15 protein-coding genes are annotated in these 13,459 nt (G+C 63.1%); 9 read left to right on the forward strand and 6 right to left on the reverse strand.

The genetic code is table 11. The features are described from left to right. Positions 1 to 8: 8 nt before the first annotated feature. From C0Z18_RS27210 to C0Z18_RS27220, 3 genes are all read left to right on the forward strand, one after another. Positions 9 to 1,565, forward strand: a complete 1,557-nt coding sequence (locus C0Z18_RS27210; RefSeq protein WP_158244310.1) for a TadE/TadG family type IV pilus assembly protein — start codon at positions 9 to 11, stop codon at positions 1,563 to 1,565. A gap of 179 nt (positions 1,566 to 1,744) precedes the next feature. Then, the gene (locus C0Z18_RS27215; protein WP_158244311.1) at positions 1,745 to 2,629 is read left to right on the forward strand and encodes a helix-turn-helix transcriptional regulator; all 885 of its coding nucleotides are present in this window, start codon (positions 1,745 to 1,747) and stop codon (positions 2,627 to 2,629) included. 284 nt (positions 2,630 to 2,913) lie between these two features. Next, the gene (locus C0Z18_RS27220) at positions 2,914 to 3,849 is read left to right on the forward strand and encodes a helix-turn-helix transcriptional regulator (RefSeq protein WP_158244312.1); all 936 of its coding nucleotides are present in this window, start codon (positions 2,914 to 2,916) and stop codon (positions 3,847 to 3,849) included. A 21-nt stretch (positions 3,850 to 3,870) separates the two neighbouring features. On the opposite strand, the gene C0Z18_RS27225 is transcribed toward C0Z18_RS27220, so the two are convergent. Further along, complete coding sequence (locus C0Z18_RS27225) at positions 3,871 to 4,662, reverse strand: helix-turn-helix transcriptional regulator (RefSeq protein WP_102648551.1); 792 nt, start codon at positions 4,660 to 4,662, stop codon at positions 3,871 to 3,873. 130 nt (positions 4,663 to 4,792) lie between these two features. On the opposite strand from C0Z18_RS27225, the gene C0Z18_RS27230 reads away from it, so the two are divergent. After that, entirely contained in the window at positions 4,793 to 5,692 is a 900-nt protein-coding gene (locus C0Z18_RS27230; RefSeq protein WP_102648552.1) for a helix-turn-helix transcriptional regulator, read from the forward strand. A gap of 26 nt (positions 5,693 to 5,718) precedes the next feature. Here the strand turns inward: C0Z18_RS27230 and C0Z18_RS27235 are convergent, their stop codons facing one another. Beyond that, positions 5,719 to 6,720, reverse strand: coding sequence for a threonine ammonia-lyase (locus C0Z18_RS27235; RefSeq protein WP_158244313.1), 1,002 nt, complete (start codon positions 6,718 to 6,720; stop codon positions 5,719 to 5,721). A gap of 80 nt (positions 6,721 to 6,800) precedes the next feature. Between C0Z18_RS27235 and C0Z18_RS27240 the strand changes: the two genes are divergently transcribed. After that, positions 6,801 to 7,784, forward strand: coding sequence for a LysR family transcriptional regulator (locus C0Z18_RS27240; protein WP_102648554.1), 984 nt, complete (start codon positions 6,801 to 6,803; stop codon positions 7,782 to 7,784). Between the two features lie 7 nt (positions 7,785 to 7,791). On the opposite strand, the gene C0Z18_RS27245 is transcribed toward C0Z18_RS27240, so the two are convergent. The 3 genes from C0Z18_RS27245 to C0Z18_RS27255 all read right to left on the reverse strand — a co-directional run bounded on the left by C0Z18_RS27245 (position 7,792) and on the right by C0Z18_RS27255 (position 9,273). Next, positions 7,792 to 8,121 carry a type II toxin-antitoxin system RelE/ParE family toxin gene (locus tag C0Z18_RS27245; RefSeq protein ID WP_102648555.1) on the reverse strand — a complete coding sequence of 110 codons (330 nt, stop codon included), beginning with the start codon at positions 8,119 to 8,121 and terminating at the stop codon, positions 7,792 to 7,794. Continuing rightward, positions 8,118 to 8,390 (reverse strand): type II toxin-antitoxin system Phd/YefM family antitoxin, encoded by a 273-nt coding sequence (locus C0Z18_RS27250; protein WP_102648556.1) that lies wholly within the window; start codon positions 8,388 to 8,390, stop codon positions 8,118 to 8,120. Before C0Z18_RS27250 ends, C0Z18_RS27245 begins: the two co-directional genes overlap by 4 nt. Before the next feature lie 178 nt (positions 8,391 to 8,568). Continuing rightward, positions 8,569 to 9,273, reverse strand: a complete 705-nt coding sequence (locus C0Z18_RS27255; protein ID WP_102648557.1) for a FadR/GntR family transcriptional regulator — start codon at positions 9,271 to 9,273, stop codon at positions 8,569 to 8,571. A gap of 211 nt (positions 9,274 to 9,484) precedes the next feature. Between C0Z18_RS27255 and C0Z18_RS27260 the strand changes: the two genes are divergently transcribed. From C0Z18_RS27260 to C0Z18_RS33680, 4 genes are all read left to right on the forward strand, one after another. Next, positions 9,485 to 10,810, forward strand: a complete 1,326-nt coding sequence (locus tag C0Z18_RS27260; protein ID WP_102648607.1) for a C4-dicarboxylate transporter DctA — start codon at positions 9,485 to 9,487, stop codon at positions 10,808 to 10,810. A 122-nt stretch (positions 10,811 to 10,932) separates the two neighbouring features. Then, a complete protein-coding gene (alc, locus tag C0Z18_RS27265; RefSeq protein WP_102648558.1) occupies positions 10,933 to 11,949 on the forward strand; it encodes an allantoicase in 1,017 nt (338 codons plus the stop codon). Between the two features lie 10 nt (positions 11,950 to 11,959). Beyond that, entirely contained in the window at positions 11,960 to 12,469 is a 510-nt protein-coding gene (locus C0Z18_RS27270; protein ID WP_102648559.1) for an ureidoglycolate lyase, read from the forward strand. A 31-nt stretch (positions 12,470 to 12,500) separates the two neighbouring features. After that, positions 12,501 to 12,785 (forward strand): hypothetical protein, encoded by a 285-nt coding sequence (locus C0Z18_RS33680; protein ID WP_102648560.1) that lies wholly within the window; start codon positions 12,501 to 12,503, stop codon positions 12,783 to 12,785. Here C0Z18_RS33680 and C0Z18_RS27280 read toward each other — a convergent pair. Further along, positions 12,761 to 13,459, reverse strand: a complete 699-nt coding sequence (locus C0Z18_RS27280) for a response regulator (protein ID WP_102648561.1) — start codon at positions 13,457 to 13,459, stop codon at positions 12,761 to 12,763. The two genes, C0Z18_RS33680 and C0Z18_RS27280, sit on opposite strands and share 25 nt — an antisense overlap.

Genomic DNA, 13,459 nt, shown 5'->3' on the forward strand with positions numbered 1-13,459 from the left:
GAAATGCAATGAGCCGTCGCTTCGTTCCCGCTAGACGCTGGCTGCGCGCACTGCGGTGCCTGCTTACCGACGATTCGGGCGCCATCGCGCTGTCGTACGCCCTGCTGTTCGTGCCGCTTCTCGTCTCGATCGGATGCGCCGTGGACTACGCGAGGATGGTGCAATATCGCAGCGCGTTGCAGGCTGCGGTGGACGAGGCCGCGCTCGCCGGCGCCGCGGCATTCACGGACCCGAGCGAGCAGAGCCGGGCGATCGGCGTGGCGACGACCTACTTCGATCAGGCCATCTTGCCCACCAGCCTCTCGCTCACCGCGCCCAGCGTGACGGCGAATGCGAACGGGACGACCCGCTCGGGCGCTACCGCGCACACGGTCACGGTATCGGCGAGCGCCACCGTGGCCACGACGATCATGTCGATGTTCACGCCGTGGGGGACGATCAGCGCCTCGGCCACGGCCGGGGACCCCGTGGTCACGACCGACATGGTCGTCAACCATATCAATTGGTGGGCCTGCGACGGCAACACCGTCTACCTGTACCAGGTGCCGAAAAACAAAAGCGGCGCAGGCTACGATTATGCGTCGGTACCGGCGTTCTCCGTCGCCAACGGCACCACGCAAGGCAACTATTACGAAATCGGGACCTCGTATTCCGGCACCAATCCGTTGGCGAGCCTGCCCCCTGGTCAGACGATGCCCTCCTTCAGCGCGAATCAACCCGTGGGCGTGATGCTTCGCAACGACACGGACGGCAACGCGGGCATCGGCTGCGCCGCGCCCGTTAGGGGCGCCAACTCGTACGGAGCGCCCGACGGAGCCACTCAGTATTTTTATTCGTCGTTGATGCTCGATAACGAATCGCCGAGTCAGCACACGAACTACCGTTACACCACGGACGTGACGAGGGACGTCAACGGAAATATCACCCAAGTCACGAGTTATATCCCCCCCAACCCGCTGCACCCCGATGGCGTGGATCCGGAGCCGATCCCATCCGACCAGAACTACAACAACCTGTGGAACTACTTCGGCGTGAACGCGCCGGGCACCGCGTACTCGAACTGTACGTCGACGCCGCTCAGCTCGAGCACGACCCGCTACCAATGCCAGACGCAATACCCGACCACGGCCACTTCGGCATTGTCCAACTGCTCGCTGTACGTGGAATCGGGCGTCACGCAAGACTATCTCGACGGCCTGAAAGCCAACAGCCTGTCTCCCTCGGCAGCTTGGTACAACTGCTTTTCCATTCCAGGCAGCAACAGCGGCAATCCGCAACTCTCGGCACCCTCTTGCGCGCAAATCTCGGCGCTCGCCTCGCCGGGCGCGAACGGCGCGGCCGATACGCAGCCGGTCGCGGTCTTCTGGTGGGACGACGCGGGCGGAGTGGGACCGCACGAACAGTTTTTCTTTCCTCAAGGCAGTTGCTCGGGCACGACGCGAGACGGCCCCGGCGGGGGCGAAGACTGCTTGTACATGAACAACTTCTTTGCGATGCGGTGCACGCTGAACGGGGGCGGCACCGGGCCGGGCGGTACGTACACCGAGGTGGTACTGACGCGGTGACCGCGCCCGCCTTGTTCTCGATCGACCGTGAAATTCGTAAAATGTCTTGCGTCCACCGCGGCATGCGTCCCGAACACTACTGAAAAGCGCGGTATCCATCTAAATTCTTCCGACTATAGTCGAAGGCTATGAACCGGCGCTCGACCATGCGTAGCGCCGCTTTCAAGATGGAGAGGTGGATGACGAACTTAGAGACTGAGGGGCGCTCGCCAAAGGCTAAATCGAACAGCGAGCGAGACGCACGACGCGCAATCGATTTTATCGAACTCGCCGACTGTCAACTTGTCGTCGGCAATGACGCAGGACGACCACGCGATGCGAACGGCAGCGACCGCATCTCCGACATCGCGGCCGATCTTGCCCGCGCCCATTCCCCGCACGAGCGCAAGCAATTACTGCGGATCGCACTGCGCGCGATAGGCTTCGATTGGTTCTGCTACTGCCGTCTCACACGGCTGGGCCAGATCGTCAATCGGGCGCGCTACTTCGATCTGTGCTCTCCCCCCGGCTGGGCGCAGCGCTATGTGGACCAGCGCTACTTCGACCTCGACCCGCGCATGGCGTTCGCATGCCGGCATGATTGGCCGCTCGTATGGGACCACGGCACGCTCCGGACCGAAAGCGCGATCGCGACGGGCGAAATGAACGAACGCATGCACCGCTTTTTGCAAGACGCCGACGGCTTCGGCACGCGAAGCGGCATCGCCTTTGGGCTCGTCGACCCGAACAGTTTCGAGCACAGCGTCATAATCTTCAGTTCGATCAACGCAACGAGCGAATGGATCAACGATCGCATAGTCGGTCAAGCCTATGCCTTGGGCCTCGGCGTACATGCGTTCTTGGCCGAGCATATGGCATCGATGGCGCAAACGCCGATGCTATCGGACCTGCAGCGCCGCATCTTGAACTTCACGGCAAGCGGTCTCAGCGATCGGGCAATCGCACAGCAGTTGAATATGTCGCGCAGCAATGTCGACTATCACATGCGGCAGATCCGCAAGAAATATGGCGTTCTGAATCGCGTACAGCTTGCTTATCTCGCGGGCCGCCTTCTGGTCGTCTAAGGTCGTTGCTAGGAAAGACAGCGCGGCGGCCTCAACCGCCGCGCCTCGAAAGCAGGTGGTTCTTACCTGCCCGACATTCCGCACGAGTGCAGTACTTACCGATTGCATTGGCTTCCACGAAGCGCCATCGGCAGGCATACCGTGGTCTCGTAGTTATTCGACGTTCGCGTATGCAAAGACGCGGTGCGACTACTAGTTCGCGTTTTGCACGGCGACGGCCGCGGCTGGGATACTGTGCCCTCACACTTCGGCGTGCGGGGGCGCCTCTTTCCCGGAGTCAGAATATGAGTCAGTACGGCATCAGCGATATGGATTCCGAAGCGCTGAACTTCCAAATCTACGGCGACGCCGATCTCGATAGCGCTCCCGAACTGTCCCACGACTTCGATGCGCCCGACGGCCAGCGGCTCGCCGGCATCGCATATGAACTGGCGAAGGCCGATGGCGCGCAGGAGCGCCAAGCGCTTTTACGTCCGGCGCTGCGCGCGGCCGGGTTCGATTCGCTGTGCTACCTGCGCGTCTCGCGCATCGGCGACACCTTCAATCGAATCGTCTATTTCAACGCGTTCTCGCCCGCCGGGTGGGCGCAACGCTACTTGCGCGAACGCTTTTACGAAATCGACGCGCGCCTCGCCTACTCGAGCCGCCACGAGTGGCCGATGCTGTGGGACTTGGCTTCGATTGCGTCGACGCCCCAGTTGAGCGGCATCGGATCGAACGGCACCGCCCCGGCGAGCACGCCCGCCACGCCGGGCACGCCGGCCGCGGCCCGCGAGGCACGGCTCGTTTCGGCCTCGCGCGATGCGGGTATGCTCTCGGGCGTCTCCTTCGGCGTAGGCACGCCCGACGCGCTGGATACGTGCGTCGCGATTTTTTCGAACACGCAGCCGTCCAAAGCGCGGGTGCCCGACATGTCGATCGGCCATGCGTACGCGCTCGCCGTGGGCTTGCACGAGTTCCTTACGCTGCGCGCGCCGCAGACCCACCGGCCCACCGGGGCAGCCGAGCTCAGCGAAATCCAGCGCTCGATACTCGAATTCGTCACGCTGGGTTTGAACGACAAGGACATCGCCGAGCGGCTCGGCACCTCGCACCATAACGTCGACTACTACTTGCGCCAGCTCAAGAAGCTCTATCACGCGAACAACCGTGTCCAACTCGCCTACATCGCCGGGCACGTGCTCGGCAGACGCGAAGCGAGCCGCGGTGCAAGCCGGTAGCGGCGAGCCGCAACGCTGGGATTACGACCGGCTCCACCCCCAGCGCGCGGCGAGATACGCGAGTTGCGCGCGGTTTTCGACGTTGAACGATTTTTGGAGCATCTTGACGTGCTGGCTGACGCGGTGCGCCGATGAAGCGGTCTCGGCGGCGATCTCGTGATCGGATAGTCCTTTCACGAGCCGTTCGAGCACCGCCGCTTGTTCATCGGAGAGCGTAACGACGCGCGCCATGCGAGCGCATTCTTCGACAAAGGGTTGCACGGTACGGCCGATCGTCAGGCTCGCCGCCAGCACCGTGCCCATCACCCGGTCGTCGATCCAGCTCGTATCGCTCGCCTCGGCGCTCAGCGTGACGGCAACGCGCAAATCGGCGCGCGGGGCCGGCAGACCGAGAATGAGCCCACTGTGCATCGCATGTGCGCGTAATGTCGATAAAAGGCTGCGAACACGCGGTTCGGCCGAATTCGACCGAACCTCCAATTCATCGAGATTCCACGTGACCGGAAGACCGCTTTCACGTAAAGCCGCCAGCCGGGGATCGGTTTCATAGAGCCGGCTTTTCAAATAGACGGTCGTAAACCTCACATTGCCCATCTCGCGCATCGCATAGGCACGCAAAATGCGCCGCCCAATGGTTTCCAATGCCATATAGGAGAAGCTGGAAAAGCCCGCCTGCTGCAAGCGCTCGCGGCATTCGCGAAGGACGCACGCCTGCCCATCGACATGAGCCGTCGCGTCGAGCCGGCTCAAATGAGCCAGCGCGTCACCTTGCGAAAACCATACGAGCGCCGGAAATTCGTCATCGGATGTCATCAGCGAATAACCTCACCCACCGGTATGCTTTTTTTACGTTTATTATTACGCGATGTTACGCGCCCGAACATAGACGATTCAAACTAAGGGCCATACAGCGTAACGTCAATCCTCGATCGGAGGCTCCCCGATGCACTACCCTGCATTGCGCCAGGACGATTCAGCCCTTGCTCCGCTTTCGCATTCGTGCGGTACCGAGCCGGCCACGGCCGGTAGAGGCCGGACGATCGAGGTCGTTTGGTGCAACGATCCGCGGCAGATGAGCCTCGCGCAACGTCACGCGCCGCGACTCGGCATCGCCACGGCGCTCGCGGCCGCCCAAGGCGCACGCGAGCGCAGCCGGATGGTCAACGGTTTGCTGCACTTGATCGGATTTTCCACTTTCGCGTACTTCGCACTCGAATTCTCCCGCGACCGCGTCGAACGCTTGTTCCTGCATGAAGCGTTCATTCCCGGTACCTATCGCGGCGACTACGTCCGCGAACGCTATCACGATGTCGACCCGAGAACGATCGCAGCCCGGCAAGGCAGCCTGCCGCTCGTATGGGATCTGCAGCAGTTGCACGCGCAACCGCCCAGCGTAGCGCGAAGCGATGCCGCGCAAGAAGGGCTGGACGGCTTCATCAAAATGATGCGCGACGATGGGATGCGCAGCGGGCTCATGTTCGCCATGTCAATACCGGGCACGAGGATGCATGCGTTCATGAGCTTCACCGCCCAGCGTCGCACGCGCGATTGGATCACATCGACGACGCTCGAACAGGCGCTCACGGTCGGTATGTCGGTCCATACGATCGCGTCGCAGCAATTGACGTCCGCGGCCCGCGAACGCACGACCGACGGGCTCACCGCGTTCGAGCGCGAATTGCTGCTCGGCATCGCCGAAGGCGCATCGGACAAGGAGATCGGGCGCCGCCTGGACACGAGCCCCCACAACGTCGACTACCACCTTCGCAAGCTGCGCAAGCGCTTCGGCGTGGCGAACCGCACCGAGCTGACCTACCTCACGTCGAAGCTGGAGCTGATTTGAAGCTCACGCGAAGACGATAGACGGCCTTAGGCGCCGGCGAGCGTCGCCAGGCTCGCTAGGCGTTCGAGCGTCACGTTGCCGCCGCAAGCCAGTACCGCCACGCGCGCGCCCGGCGCGAAATTCAACCGGCTCTCGAATGCGGCGGCGAGCGCGACTGCGCCGCCGGGCTCGACGACGAGTTTCGCCTCTTCGAAATAACGCATGCACGCGGACGCGATCCGCCCCTCGTCGACGGTCACGATGTCGTCGACATAGCGGCGAATCAGCGGGAATGTCAGATCGCCGAGGCATTGCACCTTGATCGCATCGGCAATGCTTGCGCTCGGCGCATCCATCGATACGCGCTGCCCGCTATGGAACGATCGGCGTGCGTCGTCTTCGAGCGCGGGCTCCACGCCGATGACGGCAACGTGCGGCGCCACTTGCTTGATCGCCGCCGCCACCCCGGCAATAAGGCCGCCCCCGCCGATCGGTACGAACACGGCCGCCGGCATCCGATCGGCGCATTGTTGCAGCAGCTCGAGTCCGATCGATCCCTGCCCTGCCATGACGTGCAGGTCGTCGTAGGGCGCGATGAGCGTATGGCCGCGCGATTGCGCGAGACGTTCCGCCAGCGCGCGCCGCGCATGCGAAGACGGTTCGGCCATAACGACGCGCGCGCCCCACCCCTCGGTGGCCTCGATCTTGGCCGCCGGCACACCCGGCGACATGACGATGGTGGCGCGAATACCGGCGTCGGCAGCGGCTTTGGCTACCGCTTGGGCGTGGTTACCGGTCGAATAGGCGACCACGCCTCGTGCACGCTCGTCCGGGGTCAGCGTCGCGACGCGCCACGTCGCGCCTCGAATCTTGAACGATCCGGTGGGAAGCAGGCTCTCGGCTTTGACGACGATCGGCGAGCCCGCGGCCGTATGCCACCGGCCCACGCCGACGAGCGGAGATGGCCCCAGCTTATCGGCTAGAAAATCGGCGGCCGCGCGAATGTCGGACAGGTCCAGATTCACCGTCCCGCTTTCTCGTATCGTCAATTCTCGCTCCCGCATGAAGATAAACCGATGGGAGCAGTTTGCTATTCTGCCGCTTATCGATCAAACAAATTGTGCTGAAGATGAAAATCAATGTGCTCGATATCAAGCGGCTCGATTTGAATCTAGCCGTGGTGTTCGTGGCGATATGGCAAGAGCGCAGTGTGACGAAGGCGGCCGCGCGGCTCGCGCTCAGTCAAGCCGCCACGAGCGCCGCGCTTGCGCGCCTGCGCGAAGCGTGCGGCGATCCGCTGTTCGTGCGCGTGCGTGGCGGTATGACGCCCACGCCGCGCGCGCAAGCCATGGCCGATCGGCTCGAAGCCGGCATTGCCGATCTATGGGAGGTGCTCACGCATCGGCATGCGTTCGAACCGTCGAGCGCGTCGCGCCGCTTTTCGATCGGCATGTCGGACGACTTCGAGATCGCGCTCGGGCCACCTCTCACGCGGCTCGTGCAGCGCGCCGGCGCACGGCTTTCGGTCATGTTTCGGCAAACGAATCGCCATACGGTCGAGCAGATGCTGCACGATCGCGAGATCGAATTGGCCATCGTATCGGATACCGTCAAGCGCGCTTGGATCGCGCATGAGCCAATCGGGCAAAGCGGCTACGCGTGCGTGTTCGACAAACGCGCGGTACGTGCGCCGCTGCCGCTATCGCTCGATGCGTATTTGGACCTTCCGCATCTGCTCGTGTCGTTTTCGGGCAGGACGGGTATCGTCGATACGGCATTGCAGGCACTCAAACGCGAGCGTCAAGTCTATGCGGCACTGACGCATTTCTCGGCTGTGCCGGCGTTCCTCGCCAAGACGCGTGCCGTCGTCACGCTGCCTTCGCATGCGGCCGCCGCGCTTACGAGGGTGTCGAGCTTGAGCGCATGCGCGGTGCCGCTCGAGTTGGGGAGTTATCCGGTGCAAATGCTTTGGCGTCGCGAGAGCGACGGCGAAACCGCACTCGCGTGGATGAGAGAACAGGTCAAGCAGGCGTTTGCGCTTGCGTGCGAAGAAACGAAGTCGATCGCGGCGGCGCCGCGCGCCGGGAAGAGGATTCGCGATGAGGAACGTTGACCGTTCGCTACAGAGCGGTCAGCAGCCGCCGCGTGAGCATCGACTGCAAGTCTCTGCGTGTATCGCAAATCAGATGGACGTACGCGATCTCGCCTCGCAACTCATAAACGATCCGATTCGTGCCGCTGAGAACCTGCCGATACTGCGCTAACCCAAGCTTGCTCAGTTCCCCGGGAATGCTGCCGCTTTCGGGGTGCGACTTGATCGCCGCGATCGATTCTCTGAGCTTTCGAGATGTGGCGTGCCATGCGTGCATTCCAAAGTTTTTCACTACGTAGCCACGGAGATTTTTGATGTCCGATTCGGCGGATTGGAGCAGGACAACGTTGATCGTCACGCGTTATCTTCCCTGTCCAAGTCCGCGAAAACATCATCCGCCGAACGAAAGCGGCCTTGCTCGATCTCGCGGTTGCCTAACGTCAGAATCTTTAGTAACGCGAGTGTTTGCTCGTAGTCTTCGTACGAGCGAACGTCCATGACAACGAGCTTGGCTTCGCCGTTTTGCGTGATGAGCATCGGCTCCCGGCTTTCCGAGATTTCTTTGACGATCTCAGCCGCGTGACTTTTTAGATAGCTGATGGGCTTCACCTGGGTCGAAAGTTTCATGATTGCCTCGCGTCGAATCGATGAGACCGATTATAGTCCGAATTCAGTCCGACGCAGGGCGATGATTTTCATGGCGCCCGCAACGCTGGGGCCGCCTGCCGTAGCTACCATCGCCAAACCCACATGAACGAACAACTTGCCTAACGGCCAACCCCGCGGCAGCCGGATTGCCCTCGGTTCAGCCCCCATTCGCCCGCGGAGGCGCCGGAAAATGCACCCCCGCGCGCTGGGCCGCGGCCGTGATATGCGCCTCGATACTCCTGCCCGCCGCCTCGCAATCGCGCGCCTTCAATGCATCGAGAATCGCGCGATGTTCGCGATACGTCGATTGCAGTAGCTCGCTGCGATAAAACGGCAAGCGCTGGCTTTCCTGCATGATCTCGCCGCTGCTGCGCAAAATCGCTTCGATCGCACCGTTGCCGGCCATCGCGACGATGCGCATATGAAACTCGAAATCGAGGCGCGCGGCGGTATCGAGGTCGCCCTGCGCCAACGCCTCGTGCAACCGCGCCATGTTTTCCTCGAGCGATGCGATCACTTCGTCCGTCATCGCCAGCGCCGCCATGCGCGCCGCGAAACCTTCAAGCGCGTAACGCACTTGATACGTGTCGGGCAACGACGACTGCTCGGCGTAACGCCAAGCCGGCCCGGCGAGCGCACGCTCGCTTTGCACGTACACGCCCTTGCCCGCGCGTATCGTCAGCATGCCGAGCGCCTCGAGCGTGGACAGCGCCTCGCGCAGCGCAGCCCGGCTGATATCGAGTTCCTCAGAAAGCTGCCGCTGCGCCGGCAGCGCGCTGCCGACTGCATACTCGCCGCGCTCGATGCGCTCGCGGATCGTCTCGGTCGCCGCTTCCGTCACCGTCTGTGTGTTGCTTCTCATCGTGCAGAACAATCGCCTGGTCGGACCAGCATTGTAGCGCGGCGCCACCGCGCCAGCCGCACCCAGCCGTCCGGCGCCGCCTAGCGACGGGTATACCACTACGTTCAGCGAGCTTGACGCGACTATATCGGCTTCCTAATCTTCGCCATAAGACGTCCGGTCTTACCAGTTAGACCAGATGAAATCCCGCCGCCACCCTTTGGAGAAAGCCGTGCTTAGATTCATCAATTCGCTGTTCGGCCGCGTCATGATCGCCCTCGTGGCCGGCGTCGCGATCGGCGCGCTGTTCCCGCATTTCGCGCAGTCGCTGCGGCCGTTCGGAGACGGCTTTCTGAAATTGATCACGATGGTGATCGCGCCGATCGTGTTTTGCGTGGTGGTCAGCGGGATCGCAAGCGCGGGCAACCTGAAGAAGGTAGGCCGGGTGGGCGGCAAAGCCATCGTCTACTTCGAGGCGATGACGTCGATCGCGCTGATGATCGGCGCGGTACTCGCACTCGTACTCAAGCCCGGCGCCGGCATGAACGTCAATGTCGGCACGCTCGATGCGCAAGCACTGACGACTTACACCGAGCACGCCAAGAGCTTGAAAGACGTGGCGGCCTTTCTCTTGAAGATCATCCCCAGCACGGCCTTCGATGCGTTCGCCAGAGGCGACATCCTGCAAGTGCTCGTCTTCGCCGTGCTGTTCGGTTCGGCGCTCTCGCTGCTCGGGGAGAAAGCCAAACGCGTGAGTTCGCTGATCGACGAACTTGCGCAAGTGTTCTTCCGCATCATGGGCTTCATCATCAAGCTCGCGCCGCTCGGCGTGCTCGGCGCCATCGCCTTTACCACCGGCACTTACGGCGTCGCCTCGCTCGAACAGCTCGGCCTGCTCGTGCTCGTCTTCTATGCCAGTTGCGCCCTGTTCGTCGTGATCGTGCTCGGTGTCGTCATGCGAATCGCCGGGTTCAACGTCTTCAAGCTGATTCGCTATTTGCGCGAAGAACTCGTCATCGTGCTCGGTACGGCATCATCGGACGCGGTCCTGCCCCAAGTCATGCGCAAGCTCGAATGGATGGGCGTCAAGGATTCGACGGTGGGCCTCGTCATCCCCACCGGCTACTCGTTCAACCTCGACGGGTTCTCGATTTACCTCACGCTCGCGGTCCTGTTCATCGCTCAGGCCACCAATACGCCGCTGTCGATGCACGATCTGATCGTCGTCGTATTGGTATCGCTCGTCACGTCCAAAGGTGCGCACGGCATCCCCGGCTCCGCGATCGTGATCTTGGCGGCCACGCTGTCGGCGATTCCGGCGATTCCCGTGCTGGGCCTCGTCTTGATCCTTCCCGTGGACTGGTTCGTCGGCATCGCCCGCGCGGTCACCAACATGATCGGCAACTGCGTCGCGACCGTGGTCGTCGCATCCTGGGAGCGCGATATCGATCGTGCCCGCGCCCACCGCGTGCTCAATCAGGACCCCGACGTGCGCTTCGTGCAGGAAGCGCACGCGCCGCAACTCGATACGCCCGCTCACGGGGCCGCCGCGATCTAAACGCGAAAGGCTCCGCACCGTCCCTGCCCTTGTGGCTCCCACGCGGTAAGCGGACAAACCGATAAAAGAGGCCCCCGCGGCCTCTTTCCGACACGACACTTTGGACGACTCATCAACCTGCCATGGCCATCCCCACCCTCGATCCGAACGCACCCGATTTCACGCGCCGCTCGTTGAATCTCGCCGATCCGCGCCTGGGCGCGAAAGCGCTGGCGGCCAGTGACGAATTTTTCGCCCCGAAAGAGCGCATGCTCGATCCGCAGCCGGCCGTGTTCATTCCCGGCAAATACGACGACCACGGCAAGTGGATGGACGGTTGGGAAACGCGCCGCAAGCGCACGACCGGGCAAGATTGGTGCATAGTGAAACTGGCACGCCTCGGTACGATCGAAGGCGTCGATATCGACACGAGCCACTTCACGGGCAATTTTCCGCCGGCCGCATCGATCGAAGCCTGTGCGAGCCGCGGCGAGTTCCCCGCCGACGACGCGCAGTGGCATATGCTCGTGGCACCGACCGCGTTGCAAGGCAATCAGCATCATTACATCCCCGTGCGCCACCCCGAAGCCTTCACGCACGTCCGCATCACGCTGTTTCCCGACGGCGGCGTAGCGAGGCTGCGTGTCTACGGCCGGCCCGCGTTCGAGGAAGCGCTTGCCACGTCGGAGCAAGGCGCACTCGTCGATCTTGCCGCCGCCATCAACGGCGCGCACGTCGTCACCGCGAACAATCAGCATTTCGGGCTAGCGGCCAACATGCTCATGCCGGGCCGCGGCGCGAACATGGGCGATGGGTGGGAAACACGCCGGCGCCGGGAGCCGGGCAACGACTGGGCCATCGTCGCGCTCGCCCGGCCGGGCGTGATCCGCAAAATCGAGGTGGACACCGCGTTCTTCAAAGGCAACTACCCCGATCGCTGCTCGCTGCAAGCGGCCTACGTGACCGGTGGGACCGACGAATCGCTCGTGACGCAGGCCATGTTTTGGCCGGTTCTGCTGCCCGAGCAGCCGCTGCGGATGGACCACCAGCACCTCTACGAAAGCGAGATCGCGGCGCTCGGCGCGGTCACGCACGTGCGCTTCAATATCTTCCCGGACGGCGGCGTATCGCGCCTTCGTCTATGGGGCGAGCCCGCATAAGGACGCGACGATGAGCCAGGTGCTACGAATCGAACCCATCACGCGCGGCGCGTTTGCACCGTTCGGCGACGTCATTACGCTGGACGGCGCGCGCCATTTCCCGATCAACGGCGGAACGACGGAGCGCTTTCACGATCTCGCGACGATCGACGTTAGCGAAGCCGGCGGCAGAGCGCTCGTCAACGTATTTCGCGGACAACCGCGCGCGCTGCCCTTCGAGGTGACGATGATGGAACGCCACCCGCTCGGCTCCCAGGCGTTCATCCCGCTCGCTCCCACGCGCTATCTCGTCGTGGTGGCACCGGCCGGCCCCTTCGACGAACGGCAGTTGCGCGCCTTCGCCGTCGAAGGACGCATCGGTGTGAACTACGCGCGCGGCGTCTGGCATCACCCGCTGATCGCCCTCGATGCCGTCGCCGACTTTCTCGTCATCGATCGCGGCGGCAGCCAGCCGAACTGCGACGAGATCGAACTCGCGCGGCCGTACCGGCTCGGCGCCGGCGAGATGGCCGTGACCTGAACCGCGAGCGGAATGCCGGTAAAATGGCCGGATGGACAAGTGCCAGTATTGCGGAAAAATCCGCGACGAATGGGAATGCCATGGGCAAGAATGCCGCACCGCGATCGCCAGGGCGTTGCGGCGGCATCGCTCCGGCTTGCCGATGGTGGCGAATGTTATCCGCAACGAAGTGCCCGCGGGAGCCAGCACGAGCGAGGTAATCGCCGTACTCTCTCGCCAGCGCCTCAAGGCGCGCCGCGCGAACGAGGAGCGGCGCGAGCGGCGCGAGGCGGACGGATACGAGCAGGCGCCTCAGAGCGCCCCGACGAGCCGGTAGCCGACGCCCGTTTCCGTCACGATGTGCTCGGGCTGTGCGGGATCGCGCTCGAGTTTTTGGCGCAAATGCCCCATGTAGATGCGCAAGTAGTGTGCGCTATCGACACGCGACGGCCCCCACACTTCCTGAAGTAGTTGCCGATGGGTCAACACGCGGCCCGCATGACGCGCCAGCGAGACCAGCAAGCGGTATTCGATCGGCGTCAAATGCACCGGTTCCCCGTCGCGCTGTACCGTCCGCATTTCGAAATCCACTTCGACCGAGCCGAAGCGCAGCGTCGAGGCATCGCCCGACGCGCCTCGATTGCGCCTGCGCAATTGAGCCCGAATGCGCGCGAGCAACTCGGCAACGCCGAAGGGCTTGGTCAGGTAGTCGTCCGCGCCGGCATCGAGCGCCGCCACTTTTTCCTCTTCGCGCGTACGCGCCGACAGCACGATCACAGGGACCGACGACCAATCGCGTAACTGGCGAATGAGGTCGGCCCCGTCGATATCGGGTAAGCCCAAGTCGACGATGACCAAGTCGGGCCGCGCGCTGGCCGCGAGCGAGAGCCCTCGTCGCCCCAACTCGGCCTCGATCACGCGCACGTTTTCCGATTCGAGCGACGCTTGCACGAAGCGGCGAATCGCTTTGTCGTCCTCGATCAGGACGACGGTAATCGTGGATTCCGACAT

This window comes from Trinickia dabaoshanensis, from assembly GCF_002879885.1.
In the GTDB taxonomy this organism is placed as follows: domain Bacteria; phylum Pseudomonadota; class Gammaproteobacteria; order Burkholderiales; family Burkholderiaceae; genus Trinickia; species Trinickia dabaoshanensis.